Genomic DNA, 16,663 nt, shown 5'->3' with positions numbered 1-16,663 from the left:
CTGACGGGTTTATGGCAGAGCGGCGACTACCGACAGCTCAACCAGGATTTCCGGTTCGCACAGCTTCGATTCAACAGTGGCACGGGCCGGTGCGACGCCTTTTGGCAGCCACTTGTCCCAGACCGCGTTCATGCCTTCAAAGTGCGCATCAATGTCTTTCAAGTAAATCGTCACCGACAGTAAACGGCTCTTGTCGGTCCCGGCCAAATCCAGCAAACGCTCGATGTTGGCAAGCGTTTCACGGGTCTGCTGTTCAATCCCGGCGTTCATATCGTCGCCGACCTGCCCTGCCAGATACACGGTACCGCTGTGGACTACGATCTGGCTCATGCGCTCATTGGTGAGCTGGCGCTGGATTGACATGTTTTGCGGACTCCTGAATTTTTTTGCCATAACGGGAAATATCGAGGCCTTCGGCGCTGATCTGCGGCGTTTTCTTCGCCATCAGATCGGCCAGCAAGCGACCGGAACCGCACGCCATGGTCCAACCAAGCGTGCCGTGACCCGTGTTCAAAAACAGATTGCTGAACGGCGTAGCACCCACGATCGGCGTGCCGTCCGGCGTAGTCGGACGCAGACCGGTCCAGAAACTTGCCTGGGCCAGATCGCCGCCCTGAGGATAGAGGTCGTTGACGATCATCTCCAGGGTTTCACGCCGACGCGGGTTCAGCGACAAGTCAAAACCGGCTATTTCAGCCATGCCGCCGACGCGGATACGGTTGTCGAAACGGGTGATCGCGACCTTGTAGGTCTCGTCGAGGATAGTCGAAGTCGGGGCCATCGCCGGGTTGGTGATCGGCACAGTCAAGGAATAACCCTTGAGCGGATACACCGGCGCCTTGATACCCAGAGGCTTGAGCAGTTGCGGCGAGTAGCTGCCCAGGGCCAGCACGTAGCGATCAGCGGTTTCCAGCTTGCCATCGATCCAGACACCGTTGATGCGGTCGCCGGCGTAGTCGAGGCGCTGAATGTCCTGGTCGAAGCGGAATTCAACACCCAGATTCGCAGCCATCTCGGCGAGCTTGGTGGTGAACATCTGGCAGTCGCCCGTCTGGTCGTTCGGCAGACGCAGGGCACCGGCGAGGATGCCGGTGACGCTGGCCAGCGCCGGCTCAACGCGGGCAATGCCGGCGCGGTCGAGCAGTTCGAACGGCACGCCGGATTCTTTCAGCACGGCGATGTCTTTCCAGGCGCCGTCGAGTTGGGCCTGGGTGCGGAACAGTTGGGTGGTACCGAGGCTACGGCCTTCGTAGGCAATGCCGGTTTCGGCGCGCAATTCATCGAGGCAGTCACGGCTGTACTCGGACAGGCGGACCATGCGCTCTTTGTTCACCGCATAACGGCTGGCGGTGCAGTTGCGCAGCATCTGCGCCATCCACAGGTATTGGTCGATGTCGGCGGTGGCCTTGATCGCCAGCGGTGCGTGGCGCTGCAACAGCCACTTGATGGCTTTGAGCGGCACGCCTGGCGCGGCCCACGGCGAGGCATAACCCGGCGAAACCTGCCCGGCGTTGGCGAAACTGGTCTCCATCGCAGCGGCCGGCTGACGGTCCACGACCACCACTTCAAACCCGGCACGCGCCAGATAGTAAGCACTGGTGGTACCGATGACGCCGCTACCCAAGACCATAACGCGCATTTTCATATCCCTCATCGCGGCTTGCCGCTGACGTTCGTAGTTGTCGAGCATTGATGTGCGCAGTGTAAAAAAGATTAGGCAGTGCTTTTCACTATATAAGTGCCTATATTTGGCGAGAATTCTCGGCAAAAACGCTTTTCACGGAGGCGCATCCCCTATGCGTACCAACACTCAGACCAAACGTGAGCTGGACAAGATCGACCGCAACATCCTGCGGATCCTGCAAGCGGACGGACGCATCTCCTTCACTGAGCTGGGGGAAAAGGTCGGGCTCTCGACCACGCCGTGTACCGAGCGGGTCCGGCGGCTGGAGCGCGAAGGGATCATCATGGGCTACAACGCCCGACTCAATCCGCAGCACCTCAAGGGTAGTCTTCTGGTGTTCGTCGAGATCAGTCTCGACTACAAATCCGGCGATACTTTCGAAGAGTTCCGACGCGCGGTCCTGAAGCTTCCCCACGTGCTGGAGTGCCATTTGGTGTCAGGGGATTTCGACTATCTGGTGAAGGCGCGGATTTCCGAGATGGCCTCGTACCGCAAACTGCTGGGCGACATCCTGCTCAAGCTGCCGCATGTGCGCGAATCCAAGAGCTACATCGTGATGGAAGAGGTGAAAGAGAGCTTGAACCTGCCGATTCCGGATTGAGCCTACAGAGTTGCCGATCGTTCCCACGCTCTGCGTGGGAATGCAGCCCGGGACGCTCTGCGTCCCATCCAGAGCCGAACGCGGAGCGTCCGTTGAGGCATTCCCACGCAGAGCGTGGGAACGATCACACGAGCACTTGGCGGGTAGATGCCATGTACTCGTGAATCTGCTTCTCGACCCGCGGATGAATCAGCTCCACCGGCCCCCGCCCATTTGGGCACGGCAAAGTCTTGGTGGTGCCGAACAACCGGCAAATCAGCGGCCGCTCGTCATACACAGTGCAGCCATTGGGTCCGAGGTGAACGCAATTAAGCTCATCCATCGCAGCGTCCTGCTCGGCCCGGGTCTTGCGCGGCAGGCGGGACATTTCTTCCGGTGAGGTGGTCACCGGCCCACAGCAGTCATGGCAGCCGGGCACGCACTCGAACGAGGGGATCTGCTGCCGTAGCGTGCGAATTTTCTGACTGTTGCAGCTCATCGAAGCGGTGACCAAAAGCGGAATAGAGCGGGATTCTGACGTAAAAGCCCAGATCCAGACAGCACCAACCGACCAGTGTTGCCCGTGTCCGAAGGTCCGGCTTATGCTCCGTCAAATTTTCTAGACACAAGAATCAGGATCACGCACATGAATGCCCGTGCTCAGCAACCTGCCCCGAACTACCAGCACCCTGCTTCTTACTACGCCGCCAGCAGCCTGCCGCAGCCCGATCATCCGGTGCTCACAGGCGACCTGGTGGCTGACGTGTGCGTGGTCGGTGGCGGGTTCTCCGGGTTGAACACGGCGCTCGAACTGGCCGAACGCGGCTTCAATGTGATCCTGCTCGAAGCTCACAAAATCGGTTGGGGCGCCAGCGGACGCAATGGCGGACAGTTGATTCGTGGCGTCGGCCATGGCCTCGATCAGTTCGCCAACGTGGTCGGTGCGGACGGCGTGCGTCAGATGAAACTCATGGGCCTGGAAGCGGTAGAAATCGTCCGACAGCGCGTCGAGCGTTTTCAGATCCCTTGCGACCTCACGTGGGGCTATTGCGATCTGGCCAACAAACCCCGCGACCTCGAAGGTTTCGCTGAAGACGCCGAAGAGCTGCGCAGTCTCGGTTACCGATACGAAACCCGTCTACTGCAAGCCAGTGAAATGCATTCCGTAGTGGGTTCCGATCGTTACGTCGGCGGTTTGATCGACATGGGCTCAGGGCACCTGCATCCGCTGAACCTGGCATTGGGCGAAGCCGCCGCCGCGCAGCAGTTGGGGGTGAAGCTGTTCGAACAATCAGCAGTCACCCGCATCGATTATGGCCCCGAGGTGAAGGTCCATACCGCCCAAGGCTCGGTTCGCGCCAAGATGCTGGTGCTGGGCTGCAACGCCTACCTCAATGAACTCAATCCCGAACTCAGCGGCAAGGTGCTGCCCGCCGGCAGCTACATCATCGCCACCGAACCCTTGAGTGAAGCGCTGGCACACTCACTGCTGCCGCAGAACATGGCGGTCTGCGATCAACGGGTCGCGCTGGATTACTACCGGCTCTCGGCGGACCGCCGCTTGCTGTTTGGCGGCGCCTGCCATTATTCAGGTCGCGACCCGAACGACATCGCCGCCTACATGCGGCCGAAGATGCTGGAGGTTTTCCCGCAGCTGGCCGGGGTGAAGATCGACTATCAATGGGGCGGGATGATCGGCATCGGCGCCAACCGTCTGCCGCAGATCGGGCGACTCAAGGATCAACCGAATGTGTATTACGCCCAGGCTTATTCCGGTCACGGCGTGAATGCCACGCACCTGGCGGGGAAGTTGTTGGCTGAGGCTATCAGTGGTCAGCAGAGTGGAGGGTTTGATCTGTTTGCCAAGGTGCCACATATCACGTTCCCTGGCGGTAAGCATTTGCGCTCGCCGCTGTTGGCGTTGGGGATGTTGTGGCATCGGCTTAAAGAGTTGGTCTGAGGGATTCCAGCGTCTGTACCGACGCCTTCGCGAGCAGGCTCGCTCCCACAGGACCTGTGTCGTTCACAAATCCCCTGTGGGAGCGAGCCTGCTCGCGAATCGGTTCAAAGAACACCGTAAGACTCAGATCCGCCAGAACGGTTTAAGCCCCTCCTCCCGCGCCTGCTCCCGACTCAACCCGACGTCCTTGAGCTGCTCGGTCGTGAGTTCCAGCAACGCCTTGCGCGTGTGCAGACGATGCCAGAACAGGCCCCAGCGACTCAGGCCGGACGGTGCGTTGCGCATGACCGCCTCGCGTGCGCCGTTGTTTTGCCCCGCCGCCAGTTCCTGACTGTGTAACGTCAGCCGCACATCGCTCAAGCCGTTCATTTTGATTGCTCCTGTTTACTTGGGTAGCCAGAGCTTTCATGATGCGTCGACGGCAAAAAGCATTACAGATTCAACGAGACTGTATTAACTCCATACAGTTTTTGCATTTCAGCGTCTGAATCCCATATTTTCGACCCATCTGTACTGGTCAACCGAATCACCCACACCGAGACTGCGCCATGACCCTTTACGTCAACCTCGCCGAACTGCTCGGCACGCGTATCGAACAGGGCTTCTATCGCCCCGGTGACCGGCTGCCGTCGGTGCGGGCGTTGAGTGTTGAACACGGCGTCAGCCTGAGCACGGTGCAGCAGGCGTATCGCGTGCTCGAAGACAGCGGCCTGGCGACACCCAAACCCAAGTCGGGCTACTTCGTACCGGTGGGTCGTGAACTGCCGGAGCTTCCGGCCGTTGGCCGCCCGGCGCAGCGGCCGGTGGATATTTCCCAGTGGGATCAAGTGCTGGAACTGATCCGCGCGGTGCCACGCAAGGATGTGGTGCAACTGGGTCGCGGCATGCCGGACATCACCACGCCGACCATGAAACCGCTGCTGCGCAACCTGGCGCGAATCAGCCGGCGGCAGGACATGCCCGGCCTGTATTACGACAACATCTACGGCACCCTCGAACTGCGCGAACAGATTGCCCGTCTGCTGCTCGATTCCGGCTGCCAGTTGAGCGCCAACGACCTGGTGATCACCACCGGTTGTCACGAAGCGCTGTCCACCAGCATCCGCTCCATCTGCGAGCCGGGCGACATTGTGGCCGTGGACTCGCCAAGCTTTCACGGCGCCATGCAGACACTCAAGGGCCTGGGCATGAAAGCTCTGGAAATCCCCACCGACCCGCTCACCGGGATCAGCCTCGATGCCCTCGAACTGGCGTTGGAGCAATGGCCGATCAAGGCCATACAGTTGACCCCCAACTGCAACAATCCGCTGGGCTACATCATGCCGGAGTCGCGCAAACGCGCGTTGTTGACACTTGCACAGCGCTTCGACGTGGCCATCATCGAGGACGATGTGTATGGCGAACTGGCCTACACCTACCCACGTCCACGCACGATCAAGTCCTTCGACGAAGACGGCCGCGTCCTGCTGTGCAGTTCCTTTTCCAAGACCCTGGCACCGGGGCTGCGTATCGGTTGGGTGGCGCCGGGACGGTATCTGGAACGGGTGCTGCACATGAAATACATCAGCACCGGCTCTACCGCGCCGCAACCGCAGATCGCGATTGCCGAATTCCTCAAGGCTGGACATTTCGAACCACATTTGCGGCGGATGCGCACCCAATACCAGCGCAATCGCGACGTAATGATCGATTGGGTCAGCCGTTATTTTCCGGCCGGTACCCGCGCCAGTCGTCCTCAGGGCAGCTTTATGCTCTGGGTCGAGCTGCCGGAGGGTTTTGACACCCTGAAACTGAATCGTGCGCTGCACGACCAAGGCGTACAGATTGCCGTCGGCAGTATCTTTTCCGCCTCGGGCAAATACCGCAATTGCCTGCGGATGAACTACGCCGCCAAGCCAACGCCCCAGATCGAGGATGCTGTACGCAAGGTCGGCGCGGCAGCAATCAGGCTGTTGGCAGACATCGACGGTGTGAGCGGCTGACCCTGCGGCACATCAGTTCACCACAAAAATGCCGCGACTTTCGAACCGGGTCACGTCCCGAACCTGCGTCGCCTCTTGGCTGGCTCGTGCCTCAAGCTCAAGCTCAAGAACCAGTCGCTGACCTGCCGCCACCGTACCGTTGCGCCACGGCATCATTCGGTCGCCAGGCCTTAACGTGTCCGGGTTGGGCGTGCCCTCTTCACCCTTGCGTACCCAATCCACCGTCAGGCCGTCCAGTTGAGCACCGAGGATCCGTACCTGTAATGTCCCCTCCGAGAATCGATAGAGCTGGGCATTCGCCGCCGACGCCTCCAGCATGAGCGTCATCGGCATTGCTTCTGCGCACTGCACCTGAAGACTGGTGCGCCGCCTGCCAAAGCTTGCTGAAGCACTGCCCGTCGAGTTTTCCAGCAAGGCCCCGCGAGTTGTCGACCCAAAGTCCAGCAGTGCAGGCGACAGCGTAGCTGTGCAACGCTCGGCGGCCTGTACCTGAACGAAGGGAGATGAAAGCAAAACGCCAAGCGCCAAGGTGCGGGGCCCCGCACACAAGATGTCGGGAAAAAAACTCAATACCGCTGATTTCATGGGCGTTCCTTTAATCGAACTATAGACATCACCCCACCTCGCAAACCGCTTCAGCTGTCTCGAAAAGTGCTGATGACTCGGAGGGCGTCGGGGCAAGTTTCAGGGCCACGTTGCACGTGTTGTCCTCGGACAGCGCCAACTGCAACTGCATCTCGCTCTGCGCATCGAGAAGAAAAATTTTTCCAGCGTCGACCACTGTCGTCAGGTATTTTTCGCCGGCATAGACCGCCACCCCCTTGGCCACTGGCTGGCCTTGCGCCGTATGCACCACGAGCAATACGCGCCGGGCACTGACGAGTGCGAAATCAAATACCTGGACCGAACCACGTCCAGCCTCAACCTCCTGATAGCCATTGAGCACGTCGACGCTACGCGGCAGGCTGGCCGTTTCGATCTCTACCTTGGTGTTGCGGTAGGCCGGCAGACTGGCCGCGACGGCACGCCCGGCACCGTCTGTCCAGACCGGCCCCTGTGAGGTGCGTATTTTGACACCCGCCGATTCACCTACCTTCACCAGTCCGAACGTGTCGCGCAGGGGATAGGGCGACGGTGTGACTCCATCCGCGTGGACCGCCAAACCGCCACGCAAGGCGACGTCATAGGTCTTGGACCCGGAGCCACTGTGGGAGTAACCCAGAGCTGCACGGGTGTAGCGCGGCAACAGGTTGACGCGCCCATTGATGCCTGTGGCGCCTCTTTCGTCGCGGTCGGCAGCGATGCTATAGGCCAGTGTGTCGCTGACTTGCTCACTCAACTGCGCCCCACTGCTCAATCCTGCGCGGTCGTCGCGCCGTGCATAAGTGCTCAAGCTACGCTGAGCACCCAGCGGCATGCTCAGCGAGAGGTAAGCGCCCGTGCCTGATGCATTGTTTGCTTGGCCACCGAAGCTGCGCTCCAGATTGGCTGAAAGGCTCACCCCCCCGAAAGCACGCGACCAGGAAAAGCCCAGGCGTGATTGCGCCTCACCGTTGACCGTGGCATTGCGTGACAACACAGCGCCAAACGTTCCTGACTGTGTGGTTGTACCGCTCAACGAAGCCCCCAACTGCTGGCTGGCGCGAGACTCGGGCCGATCAAGCGTTTGATTCCAGGCAGTGTCCGACAACGTGCGAAAACCTTCAGATTGCTGCGAGGCCGTCAGGCTTGCAGACAATGAGGGGGCGAGAACGGTACTGAGCGCTGCTTGAAACTGAGCGCCACGCGTTTTCGAGGTCAGCACGCCAGAGACCACCTGCTGAGCACTGACTGTGGTTTGATCAGTCAGCGCCTGATGGATCCCCCAACCGACCGATTGATAGTCGTTGGCCCCCATTACTCCGACACTCAACTGCGTACCTGGCCGCCATTGCCAGTCATTGCTGAGCGTGGCAAACGTCGGGGTTTCGCGATTATCGCCAGTTATTCGGCGAACCTGACCAAAGGCCAATGAATAACTGGCACTCGAACTGCCAGTCGCTCTGCGCAAGCTCCCCGAAGGCACGGTGAATCGCCGCCGCGAACCATTTTCCTCATTCACCGTCACGTCAAGATCAAGGTTGTAGCTCAACAGTGGCAGGTCCCTGAGGGTGAAAGGTCCGGCGGGGACGACGGTGGTGTAGATCATTGCACCGTTTTGCCGCACCTCCACTCGAGCCGGTGAATAAGCAATGCCTTCGACGGCAGACCCGGCACCAAATCCTTTGTTCTCCAATGCGAGCGCAGATTCAGGCAGAAACTGAACCCCAGTAAACGCCCCTCCAGCGAACAATGGCGTGGCCAGTGTAAGTTGACCCAACTGCATCTGGGTCTTGTAGCTTTCCAGGGTCCGTTCTGCATAGGCATTCAGATGCTCAACGCGAGTAACTCCCTGAAACGAAGCGTACGATTGGCGGCTCCGAAAAATCCAATCCCCGGCATTCAGGCCGGCTTCGGTGTTGAGGCTGTGATACTGACTCGACTGGCCATTGAACTGACTGCTGACCGCCAACGCGTCATAGTTGAACAGGCCCGCGACGCCACCATTGGAGAAACTGCGCTGGCCCGGCCCCGGAGACGCCAACAAGTGCGTGGGCACCAGCAGACTGACCTGTTCCTTACCCGGGTCGAGCCGGGCAATCGCTTCCGGAAACGCTGTACTGAACAGCACGCAAGCGCCCTTGCCCGAATCCTGCGAGAGGCCAGAGGGAACACGAACACCACCGCCGGTCAGCAACCCCGTGTCGACACACAGCTCACCGTTTTCATTAAACCTGCCGAGCGCACGCCCCTTTGCCACGCCGTTGACTTCCAGTGCTATCCGCCGCAGACCTTGCTCGAATCGCGGCGCCAAACTGAAGTACTGCGCCAGTTTCGGGTCAATCCCGCGGTCTTTCAGCACTTCGGCGTCGAACGCCACACGCTCGTCGGCAAGGGCTTGATCAAAAACCGTCACGCCGTAGGTCATTCCGGCGACAAGCGCCACCCTAGCCCCACGAGTGCCGAACATTACTTGACGACCAGCGGCGCGTCATAAGTACCCACCGCAAAACCGTAGGTCGTTGCGGGGGACAGACGTACCGTTGTGCTTGAGGCCAACAATGCGGCGCCCGCCAGCACAAGCTCTTCACCCGGTAAGACATAGGTTCGCGGCAAATCCAGCATCACACCAGATGGCATGACGCTGACGGATTTGGACAGTCGAACGACATAAGGGCTGGGGTTTTTGACCTTTAGCTGAGCGCCGTGCAGCGACCAGTTCAAACACTTCCAGGGCTCAACCTCGACCGGCAGATTGGCCGGACGCAGGATCACCGGAATGTTCTGCCTCACACCCAGGACTATCTGAGCATCACTCTTTGAGGTTTTCGGCAGGATGCCTTCGAAGATGACACGCTTGAGGCGCTCGGTTTCGAGCGGTTTGCTGCTTTGCAGAATGAACCGGATCTGCTGTGTTCCACCGGCTTCGACCCGCGCCACAGGCGGACTCAGTACCAACAGACTTTCTTCGTCCTCGGGCGTGTTCTCGATAACGGTATACAACAGCGCGGGTTGGTCATCGGTGTTCTTGACGTTGATCGTGGCTTCGCCGAGGGACTCTTCCACCAGCAGTACCGGCACTTCCGGCACCATGCCGACGCCCATTGCGCCCGACGAAATCGACAGACCAATCGCAATCAACGCAACAAGCGCGACGTGCTTTTTTAATGAATACATGATGATTTCCAGGCGTACCAACGCAGCGATCCGGTTTGGAACGTGCGTCGAGGCTGTGCTCTTTTGACGAAGGGACCTGGCGATAGAGATTCAGCGGGCTATGCAGCGCCCTTGCTTCTGCGCTGGTAGCAGCCGTCTCTATCGCCCGGTTTGAAACAAGGTTGTGTTCAGGAAATCAGCCGTCGCCGTCCTGAAAAAACCTGTCTTAGAGGTAGAACACGTCGAAAATCACCGAACCATCGACTTTGAACGAGGTGGTGGTCGCCGGCAGTTGACGGGTGGGCCGGATGGCGGCGGCCACTTTCATTTCGAAAGTGTGTACCCGGGCGGCAGCCGGACCGGCAGCCGCACTCAGGCCCCAGGAGTAAGTGGTCGGGAAGTTCGAGACCATGCGACTGCCAGGCAAGCGCCAGTTCAGGTTGTCTGGAGTGCGAACCAGGAAAGTCTGCTCACGATTGTCAGTCGTGGCCTTGCCAACCCGCAGGCCAAACCCACCGAGACCCACGCCAGAGCTGCCGGCGTTACCCAAGCCGTAGTAAAGATTTTCACCGAAAAACCCTGTAGGGCTGAAGACCAGGTTCGGAGCCTTAGTCGCGGCACGGTTATCTTTCACACCGAACTCAACGGCGGCCGGGGCATCGCAGCGGATATTCAGGGAAATATCATGTTCTGGCAGATTGTTTTGAGCCGTAGGACTCAGAGAGCTTAAAGTGATCTGGCCCAGGTCAACGTTAGTGCCGCCCGCGAAACTTGGCGTACAGGAAGTTGGAACAATGTTACCTGTAACGGTCAATCCGACACTGGCCGCCGACGCCATCATGGGAGAAACAGCAACAGCCGTCGCAGCAACTAAAAACAGCTTTTTCATTATTAAATTCCTTGTTAGACAGATATCAATCGCATGCTTTGCATACGAAAAAAGTCCGATAGCAAATCAAGCCAAGCGATCATTGCGGATAGCGTAAGCTTTATCTGTAGGAATATTCGCTACTAGCCCGAGGGTTATTCTCAAAAGCTCGTAGCTGTTCGAGTCAAGGTTTGCAAGGCGCTGCCCGAAAAAGCGTGTAGCATCTTCCTCGCACTCTGTGTGACTTTCACGCACCCTCTAAATACTCGTCCGCGAGGATATCCTCCGGCTAAATCCTGGCACCCTCTATCACTGACTCTATTGAAATCAACTCAAAATATTTAAAACAGCGCCCAATTAAAAACATCTTCGCAACCATTAAACCCGAAACTATTACATCGCCCCTAAACTTACTTGCGATCACTTCAACTTTAACCCAGATGTAAAGTTAAAAGTTCAAACCACGCCTCGTTCTGTTCGCCCCGTTGATGCCTCACTTGGGCAGGCCGTGCCATACTTCGTCTTTGCCGTGATGCGAGACATCCGACTTGAGCTCCCGACCAACCCTGGCTTTTCTCCTGTTGCTCAGCGTGTGCTTGAGCGGTTGCGCCACGTTCGATGCGCAAAAACCCTCTAGCCAGGCACTGCCGGCGACCCAGTCCAGCTTCGGCCGCTCAATCCAGGCCCAGGCTGCGCCTCATCAGGGCCGGTCGGGCTTCCGCCTGCTGTCCGACAGCACCGAAGCCTTCACGGCCCGCGCCGAGCTGATCCGCAACGCCCAAAGCAGCCTGGATTTGCAGTACTACATCGTTCACGACGGCATCAGCACACGGATGCTGGTGGACGAACTGCTCAAGGCCGCCGACCGAGGTGTGCGCGTGCGCATTCTGCTCGACGACACCACCAGCGATGGCCTGGATTGGATCATCGCCACGCTGGCGGCACATCCGCAGATTCAGATCCGTGTGTTCAACCCATTGCACCTTGGCCGAAGTACCGGCGTGACACGAACGGTGGGACGGTTGCTCAACCTGTCGCAGCAACACCGGCGCATGCACAACAAGCTGTGGCTGGCCGACAACAGCATGGCCATCGTCGGTGGACGCAATCTGGGGGATGAGTACTTCGATGCCGAACCCAACCTGAACTTCACTGACATCGACATGCTCGGTGTCGGCCCGGTTGCCGAACAGCTGGGACACAGTTTCGACCAATACTGGAACAGTGCGCTGAGCAAGCCGATCGACGAGTTCCTCTCGAGCAAACCGACGGCCAGGGACCTGGAAAACACCCGGACCCGACTGGAAGAATCGCTTGAGGAAACGCGCAAACAGAATCACGCGCTCTACCAGCAGTTGATGACCTATACCACTCACCCGCGCCTGGCAATCTGGCGTCGGGAGTTGATCTGGGCCTGGAACCAGGCACTGTGGGACGCGCCGAGCAAGGTGCTGGCCGACGGTGAGCCCGACCCGCAGTTGCTGCTGACCACGCAGTTGGCGCCCGAGCTCAATGGCGTCAGCAAAGAGCTGATCATGCTTTCGGCCTACTTCGTGCCCGGCCCACCGGGGCTGGTGTACCTGACCGGGCGCGCCGATGCCGGGGTGTCGGTGAGCCTGCTGACCAACTCACTGGAAGCCACTGACGTCCCGGCGGTGCATGGCGGTTACGCGCCGTATCGCAAGGCACTGCTGGAGCATGGCGTGCATCTGTTCGAATTGCGTCGCCAGCCTGGCGAAGGTGGCGGCAGCGGACCCCGTCTGTTCTACAGCAAGTCCTACCGCGGCTCCGACTCCAGCCTGCACAGCAAGGCGATGATCTTCGACCAGCAGAAGTCTTTTATCGGCTCGTTCAATTTCGACCCACGCTCAGTGCTGTGGAACACCGAAGTCGGGGTACTGGTAGACAGCCCGGAACTCGCCGCGCGCGTGCGTGAACTGGCGTTTCAAGGTATGGCGCCGGCCATGAGTTATCAAGCCAAGCTGGAAAATGGCCAGATTGTCTGGGTCACCGAAGATGACGGCAAACTGCACACGCTGACCAAGGAGCCGGGGAGCTGGTGGCGGCGCTTCAATGCGTGGATGAGCACCACCGTCGGCCTTGAGCGGATGCTCTAGGCCGGTTCAGTCACCGTGCCAAACGCCCCTTGTCGCGACAGCAAAATCACCAGGCCAAACGCACCGGCCGCCATCAGCAGTGGCAACGCATGCCCGCTGATCCACTGACTGCCGGCGCCGGCCGCCAGCGGTCCGACCAGGCAACCGATACCCCACAGCTGCGCGATATGCGCATTGGCGCGCACCAGTGCATCGTCGCGATAGCGCTCGCCGATCAGGATCAGTGACAAGGTGAACAAGCCGCCCGCACTGGCACCGAACAACACCCACAACGGCCAGATCAGCAACGTGTCGATCAAGAACGGGATGGCCAGGCTCGATATCAGCAGGACCACCGCACACCCGGTGAACAACGTACGTCGCGACAAGCGATCGGCCAGTGCGCCAATCGGCAACTGCAGCAAGGCATCACCCACCACCACCGTGCTGACCATCGCCAGCGCAATTTCCGTCGTAAAGCCCTGACGCAGGCAATAAACCGGCAACAACGTCAGGATCATCGCTTCGAACGCTGCGAACAGCGAAACCGCCCAGGCAATCGCCGGCAGGCCACGGCAGAAACCCAGCAAGTCGCTGAAGGTCACGCTGCAGGCTTCACTGGTCGGCGCGCCGCTGCGGCCCATCAACAGGAACGGTGCCGCCATCAGCAAACCGACGCCGACCCAGAATCCGTAATCGTGCTCGGTGCCCAGTACGCCAAGCAGCAACGGCCCGGCCAGTTGACTCAGCGCATAGCTGCTGCCATACAACGCCACCAATCGCCCGCGCCACTCTTCCACCACAAGCTGGTTGATCCAGCTTTCGCCGAGGATGAAGACGAGGGTCAGGATCACCCCGATCATCAACCGCAATACCAGCCAAACCGGATAGCTCGGCAACAGCGCCAGCAAACCGATGGACAACGCCCCGGCCCACAGGCACAGACGCATCAGATTGGCCGTGCCCAGCCGCGCGGCCAGATGGCTGGAAATCTTGGCCCCCAGCAATACGCCAATGGCGGGCATCGCTGCCATCACACCGATGGCGAACGAGCCGTAACCCCAGCTTTCCAGGCGAAACGACACCAACGGCATGCTGACGCCCAGCGCCAGGCCGACACTCAAGACAGACGCCAACACGGCGAAATAAGTCGCCCAACGCATTTCCCACGCTCCTGTGGATATTATTTTTCAGGCCCGACACAAAACAATGTGGGAGCGAGCCTGCTCGCGAAGAGGCCAGCACATTCAACATCAATGTTGACTGTTACACCGTCTTCGCGAGCAGGCTCGCTCCCACAAGGGATCTACGTCGTTAAGAAAACCGACTTACAACTTGATCCAGGTCGCCTTCAGCTCGGTGTACTTGTCGAACGCATGCAGCGACTTGTCGCGACCGTTGCCGGACTGCTTGAAGCCACCGAACGGGGCCGTCATGTCGCCGCCGTCATACTGGTTGACCCACACGCTACCGGCGCGCAGTGCCTTGGCGGTCAGGTGGGCCTTGGAAATATCCTGGGTCCACACCGCTGCGGCCAGGCCGTAAGGGGTGTCGTTGGCAATCGCAATGGCTTCTTCGGCGGTATCGAAAGTGATCACCGACAACACTGGGCCGAAGATTTCTTCCTGAGCGATTTTCATCGCATTGCTGACGCCGTCGAAAATGGTCGGCTCAACGTAGGTGCCACCGGTTTCCTGAAGAATGCGCTTGCCGCCCGCCACCAGTTTGGCGCCGTCGGTGTGGCCGGATTCGATGTAGGACAGCACGGTGTTCATCTGCTGGGTATCCACCAGCGCACCGACGTTGGTTGCCGGGTCCAGCGGGTTGCCCGGTTTCCAGGTTTTGAGGGCCTCGATCACCAGCGGCAGGAATTTATCCTTGATCGAACGCTCCACCAGCAGGCGCGAGCCGGCAGTGCAGACTTCGCCCTGGTTGAAGGCGATGGCGCCGGCAGCCGATTCAGCGGCAGCTTGCAGATCCGGAGCATCGGCGAACACGATGTTCGGGCTCTTGCCGCCGGCTTCGAGCCAGACGCGTTTCATGTTCGATTCGCCGGAGTAGATCAGCAGTTGCTTGGCGATTTTGGTCGAACCGGTGAACACCAGGGTGTCCACATCATTGTGCAGGGCCAGGGCTTTGCCGACGGTGTGACCGTAGCCTGGCAGGACGTTCAGCACGCCTTTCGGAATACCGGCCTCAACGGCCAGCGCAGCGATGCGAATGGCGGTCAACGGGGATTTTTCGGATGGCTTGAGGATCACCGAGTTACCGGTGGACAACGCCGGGCCGAGTTTCCAGCACGCCATCATCAACGGGAAGTTCCACGGCACGATGGCGCCGACCACGCCGACCGGCTCGCGAGTCACCAGACCCAGCTGGTCGTGGGGAGTGGCCGCCACTTCGTCGTAGATCTTGTCGATGGCTTCACCGCTCCAGCTCAGCGCTTGCGCCGCGCCAGGAACGTCGATGTACAGGGAATCGCTGATTGGCTTGCCCATGTCCAGGGTTTCAAGCAGTGCCAGCTCTTCGGCGTGCTGTTTCAGCAGGCCGGCGAAACGAATCATGGTGGCTTTGCGTTTGGTCGGTGCCAGGCGCGACCAGACGCCGGAATTGAAAGTGGCGCGGGCGTTTTCAACAGCACGTTGGGCGTCGGCGGCGTCACAGCTGGCAATCTTGCCCAGCAGACGGCCATCGACCGGACTAATGCACTCGAAGGTCTCGCTAGAGACGGCATCGGTGTATTCGCCATTGATGTAGGCGCGGCCTTCGATCTTCAAATCGCGAGCCCGTTGTTCCCAATCGGCACGAGTCAGGGTGGTCATTCGAGTGTCCTCCTCTTATTGAATACGAGCGCCCCGCGGTCTTCGCGGGCGTCCTCAGGAATTCTGCCCGGCCAGCCTGCTTTTTCGGCCCAAGGCAACCGCCACCCTAAACCAGTGGCCGGGGTTGTTTCAATATATTTGACATAAGGTCGGCAAACGGCCTTGCGGTGTTCATTTTAATAAACATAGACTTTGGACTTTCCAGCCATCGCGCCGCAATCACGGGGGATTACAAGAATGAGCATCCAGGACATCGTCGACTTCAGCCAGGCCACCACCTTGCCCGATCGTTATCGACCAGACCCGGCGAAAGTCCTCAAGGGCGACCCCGAACAAGCAGTGTACAACCACTACAACAGCCCTTGCGGCCAGATGAGCGCAGGCGTGTGGGAAGGCGAAGTCGGCCAGTGGCATGTGAACTACACCGAGCATGAATACTGCGAGATCGTTCAGGGTGTTTCAGTGCTGCGCGACAACGAAGGCAACGGCAAGACCCTGCGCGTGGGCGATCGCTTCGTGATCCCGGCCGGGTTCAGAGGCACCTGGGAGGTGCTGGAGCCGTGCCGCAAGATCTATGTGGTGTTTGAACAGAAGGCTTGAGGATTTGTGTTAGCTGGGCCGACGCTTTCGCGAGCAGGCTCGCTCCCACATAGGATCGCGGTTTAATGTGGGAGCGAGCCTGCTCGCGAAGGGGCACCAACAGGCAACGCACAACCCGCAGGCAACAAAAAAGGCCCGTATCTCGCGATACGGGCCTTTTTCGTAAGAGAGAAAAATCAATTACTTGATTTTGCCTTCTTTGTAGATCACGTGCTTACGAACAACCGGATCAAATTTCTTGATCTCGATTTTGTCCGGAGTAGTGCGCTTGTTCTTGTCGGTAGTGTAGAAGTGACCAGTACCGGCGCTCGAAATCAAACGAATCAATTCACGCAT

General features: G+C 59.3%; 16 protein-coding genes. 5 read left to right on the top strand and 11 right to left on the bottom strand.

The features are described 5' to 3' along the window. Positions 1-9: 9 nt before the first annotated feature. Both JFU47_RS18140 and dadA read right to left on the bottom strand, forming a co-directional pair. The gene (locus tag JFU47_RS18140) at positions 10-363 is read right to left on the bottom strand and encodes a RidA family protein (RefSeq protein ID WP_008150191.1); all 354 of its coding nucleotides are present in this window, start codon (positions 361-363) and stop codon (positions 10-12) included. Continuing rightward, entirely contained in the window at positions 335-1,639 is a 1,305-nt protein-coding gene (gene dadA / locus JFU47_RS18135) for a D-amino acid dehydrogenase (RefSeq protein WP_123367170.1), read from the bottom strand. Before dadA ends, JFU47_RS18140 begins: the two co-directional genes overlap by 29 nt. Positions 1,640-1,796: 157 nt before the next feature. On the opposite strand from dadA, the gene JFU47_RS18130 reads away from it, so the two are divergent. Further along, positions 1,797-2,285, top strand: a complete 489-nt coding sequence (locus tag JFU47_RS18130) for an Lrp/AsnC ligand binding domain-containing protein (RefSeq protein ID WP_003206849.1) — start codon at positions 1,797-1,799, stop codon at positions 2,283-2,285. Positions 2,286-2,409: 124 nt separating this feature from the next. On the opposite strand, the gene JFU47_RS18125 is transcribed toward JFU47_RS18130, so the two are convergent. Continuing rightward, positions 2,410-2,763 carry a YkgJ family cysteine cluster protein gene (locus tag JFU47_RS18125; RefSeq protein WP_007947437.1) on the bottom strand — a complete coding sequence of 118 codons (354 nt, stop codon included), beginning with the start codon at positions 2,761-2,763 and terminating at the stop codon, positions 2,410-2,412. A gap of 147 nt (positions 2,764-2,910) precedes the next feature. Between JFU47_RS18125 and JFU47_RS18120 the strand changes: the two genes are divergently transcribed. Then, a complete protein-coding gene (locus JFU47_RS18120; protein WP_201184704.1) occupies positions 2,911-4,224 on the top strand; it encodes an NAD(P)/FAD-dependent oxidoreductase in 1,314 nt (437 codons plus the stop codon). A 123-nt stretch (positions 4,225-4,347) separates the two neighbouring features. On the opposite strand, the gene JFU47_RS18115 is transcribed toward JFU47_RS18120, so the two are convergent. Beyond that, positions 4,348-4,593 carry a DUF1127 domain-containing protein gene (locus JFU47_RS18115; RefSeq protein ID WP_140675494.1) on the bottom strand — a complete coding sequence of 82 codons (246 nt, stop codon included), beginning with the start codon at positions 4,591-4,593 and terminating at the stop codon, positions 4,348-4,350. Positions 4,594-4,772: 179 nt separating this feature from the next. Between JFU47_RS18115 and JFU47_RS18110 the strand changes: the two genes are divergently transcribed. Further along, positions 4,773-6,206 carry an aminotransferase-like domain-containing protein gene (locus JFU47_RS18110; protein ID WP_201184702.1) on the top strand — a complete coding sequence of 478 codons (1,434 nt, stop codon included), beginning with the start codon at positions 4,773-4,775 and terminating at the stop codon, positions 6,204-6,206. Positions 6,207-6,218: 12 nt separating this feature from the next. On the opposite strand, the gene JFU47_RS18105 is transcribed toward JFU47_RS18110, so the two are convergent. The 4 genes from JFU47_RS18105 to JFU47_RS18090 all read right to left on the bottom strand — a co-directional run bounded on the left by JFU47_RS18105 (position 6,219) and on the right by JFU47_RS18090 (position 10,830). Beyond that, positions 6,219-6,791: a hypothetical protein gene (locus JFU47_RS18105; protein ID WP_201184701.1), complete on the bottom strand. Its 573-nt coding sequence runs from the start codon at positions 6,789-6,791 to the stop codon at positions 6,219-6,221. A gap of 28 nt (positions 6,792-6,819) precedes the next feature. Then, the gene (locus JFU47_RS18100; protein WP_342215382.1) at positions 6,820-9,201 is read right to left on the bottom strand and encodes a fimbria/pilus outer membrane usher protein; all 2,382 of its coding nucleotides are present in this window, start codon (positions 9,199-9,201) and stop codon (positions 6,820-6,822) included. Positions 9,202-9,254: 53 nt separating this feature from the next. Next, positions 9,255-9,962, bottom strand: a complete 708-nt coding sequence (locus JFU47_RS18095) for a fimbria/pilus chaperone family protein (protein ID WP_201184698.1) — start codon at positions 9,960-9,962, stop codon at positions 9,255-9,257. A 205-nt stretch (positions 9,963-10,167) separates the two neighbouring features. After that, complete coding sequence (locus JFU47_RS18090; protein WP_201184696.1) at positions 10,168-10,830, bottom strand: DUF1120 domain-containing protein; 663 nt, start codon at positions 10,828-10,830, stop codon at positions 10,168-10,170. Positions 10,831-11,357: 527 nt separating this feature from the next. On the opposite strand from JFU47_RS18090, the gene JFU47_RS18085 reads away from it, so the two are divergent. After that, positions 11,358-12,926, top strand: coding sequence for a phospholipase D family protein (locus JFU47_RS18085; RefSeq protein ID WP_201184693.1), 1,569 nt, complete (start codon positions 11,358-11,360; stop codon positions 12,924-12,926). Here the strand turns inward: JFU47_RS18085 and JFU47_RS18080 are convergent. Both JFU47_RS18080 and JFU47_RS18075 read right to left on the bottom strand, forming a co-directional pair. After that, positions 12,923-14,068, bottom strand: coding sequence for an MFS transporter (locus JFU47_RS18080; protein ID WP_201184691.1), 1,146 nt, complete (start codon positions 14,066-14,068; stop codon positions 12,923-12,925). The genes JFU47_RS18085 and JFU47_RS18080 overlap by 4 nt on opposite strands. Before the next feature lie 165 nt (positions 14,069-14,233). Continuing rightward, on the bottom strand, positions 14,234-15,727 hold the full coding sequence (locus JFU47_RS18075; RefSeq protein ID WP_123367151.1) for an aldehyde dehydrogenase: 1,494 nt from the start codon (positions 15,725-15,727) through the stop codon (positions 14,234-14,236). 237 nt (positions 15,728-15,964) lie between these two features. On the opposite strand from JFU47_RS18075, the gene JFU47_RS18070 reads away from it, so the two are divergent. Further along, positions 15,965-16,327 (top strand): cupin domain-containing protein, encoded by a 363-nt coding sequence (locus JFU47_RS18070; RefSeq protein WP_123367152.1) that lies wholly within the window; start codon positions 15,965-15,967, stop codon positions 16,325-16,327. Positions 16,328-16,507: 180 nt separating this feature from the next. On the opposite strand, the gene rpmG is transcribed toward JFU47_RS18070, so the two are convergent. Then, positions 16,508-16,663 (bottom strand): 50S ribosomal protein L33, encoded by a 156-nt coding sequence (gene rpmG, locus JFU47_RS18065; RefSeq protein WP_007894709.1) that lies wholly within the window; start codon positions 16,661-16,663, stop codon positions 16,508-16,510.

It is taken from the genome of Pseudomonas sp. TH39(2020), assembly GCF_016650715.1.
In the GTDB taxonomy this organism is placed as follows: Bacteria; Pseudomonadota; Gammaproteobacteria; order Pseudomonadales; family Pseudomonadaceae; genus Aquipseudomonas; species Aquipseudomonas mandelii_C.
This window is presented reverse-complemented; position numbering and strand designations above follow the sequence as displayed.

Coding starts and splice junctions, on each gene's coding strand:
- JFU47_RS18075 (WP_123367151.1), bottom strand. CDS start 15,727: ATGACCACCCTGACTCGTGCCGATTGGGAACAACGGGCTCGCGATTTG.
- JFU47_RS18105 (WP_201184701.1), bottom strand. CDS start 6,791: ATGAAATCAGCGGTATTGAGTTTTTTTCCCGACATCTTGTGTGCGGGG.
- JFU47_RS18090 (WP_201184696.1), bottom strand. CDS start 10,830: ATGAAAAAGCTGTTTTTAGTTGCTGCGACGGCTGTTGCTGTTTCTCCC.
- dadA (WP_123367170.1), bottom strand. CDS start 1,639: ATGCGCGTTATGGTCTTGGGTAGCGGCGTCATCGGTACCACCAGTGCT.
- JFU47_RS18115 (WP_140675494.1), bottom strand. CDS start 4,593: ATGAACGGCTTGAGCGATGTGCGGCTGACGTTACACAGTCAGGAACTG.
- JFU47_RS18140 (WP_008150191.1), bottom strand. CDS start 363: ATGTCAATCCAGCGCCAGCTCACCAATGAGCGCATGAGCCAGATCGTA.
- JFU47_RS18070 (WP_123367152.1), top strand. CDS start 15,965: ATGAGCATCCAGGACATCGTCGACTTCAGCCAGGCCACCACCTTGCCC.
- rpmG (WP_007894709.1), bottom strand. CDS start 16,663: ATGCGTGAATTGATTCGTTTGATTTCGAGCGCCGGTACTGGTCACTTC.
- JFU47_RS18120 (WP_201184704.1), top strand. CDS start 2,911: ATGAATGCCCGTGCTCAGCAACCTGCCCCGAACTACCAGCACCCTGCT.
- JFU47_RS18125 (WP_007947437.1), bottom strand. CDS start 2,763: ATGAGCTGCAACAGTCAGAAAATTCGCACGCTACGGCAGCAGATCCCC.
- JFU47_RS18130 (WP_003206849.1), top strand. CDS start 1,797: ATGCGTACCAACACTCAGACCAAACGTGAGCTGGACAAGATCGACCGC.
- JFU47_RS18080 (WP_201184691.1), bottom strand. CDS start 14,068: ATGCGTTGGGCGACTTATTTCGCCGTGTTGGCGTCTGTCTTGAGTGTC.
- JFU47_RS18110 (WP_201184702.1), top strand. CDS start 4,773: ATGACCCTTTACGTCAACCTCGCCGAACTGCTCGGCACGCGTATCGAA.
- JFU47_RS18095 (WP_201184698.1), bottom strand. CDS start 9,962: ATGTATTCATTAAAAAAGCACGTCGCGCTTGTTGCGTTGATTGCGATT.